Origin of the sequence: Methylobacterium sp. WL18 (assembly GCF_008040015.1) — a bacterium.
Taxonomy (GTDB): domain Bacteria; phylum Pseudomonadota; class Alphaproteobacteria; order Rhizobiales; family Beijerinckiaceae; genus Methylobacterium; species Methylobacterium mesophilicum.
Window position 1 is genome coordinate 1 of sequence record NZ_VRVD01001115.1, and the last position, 833, is coordinate 833.

Sequence of the window (833 nt, forward strand, 5' to 3'; positions counted from 1 at the left end):
CTGGCGGCGCGCCACCCCGAGCTGGAGCGGGCGGAGATCGGCCTCGCCCTGGCACCGCTGCCGGCCTGGCTGGTCCTGCACGAGGAGGTGCGCGGCAACGCCCGGATCCGCCGCGTCGCCGATTGTCTCACGGACGCGCTCGGCGTCCTGTTGCGCGGCGGCTGAGGCCGCCCCTCCGGCTCACGCCGGCTGGCGCTGGGCGGGGGCGTGGCCGAAGCGGATGATCTCGTGGGACAGCCGCTCCAGCGGCAGGACCTTGGCGGCGGCGCCGCGCTCGATCGCCTCCTTGGGCATGCCGAACACCACGCAGCTCTCCTCGTCCTGCGCCACCGTGAGGGCGCCGGCCCGGCGCATCTCCAGGAGGCCGTTGGCGCCGTCGTCGCCCATGCCGGTCATGAGGATGCCGAGCGCGTTGGCGCCGGCGCATTGCGCGGCCCCGCGGAACAGCACGTCCACCGACGGGCGGTGGCGCGAGACCAGCGGGCCGTCCTTCACCGCCACGGTGTAGCGGATGCCGCTGCGTTGGAGCAGCAGGTGCAGCCCGCCCGGGGCGATCAGGGCCCGCCCGGGGATTACCGCGTCGCCGTCCTCCGCCTCCTTCACCGCGATGGCGCAGAGCCCATCCAGACGCCTGGCGAAGGCCGCCGTGAAGTGCTCGGGCATGTGCTGGACGATGATCAGCCCCGGGCAATCCGGCGGCAGCGCCTCCAGCACGTCGCGCAGGGATTCGGTGCCGCCCGTGGACGCGCCGATGCAGACGATCGGCTCGGTCCCGGCCAGGGCCCGGGGGCGGGCGCTGAGCGGCAGCACGGCGTCGGCGGTGAGCTTGGCCT

Annotated in this window: 1 protein-coding gene; it reads right to left on the bottom strand. The window is 75.0% G+C overall.

The genetic code is table 11. The annotated features are described in order from the left end of the window. Positions 1-180: 180 nt before the first annotated feature. Positions 181-833 (bottom strand): chemotaxis protein CheB (locus FV228_RS31240; RefSeq protein WP_281406556.1); only part of this gene is annotated, 653 nt, incomplete at its 5' end.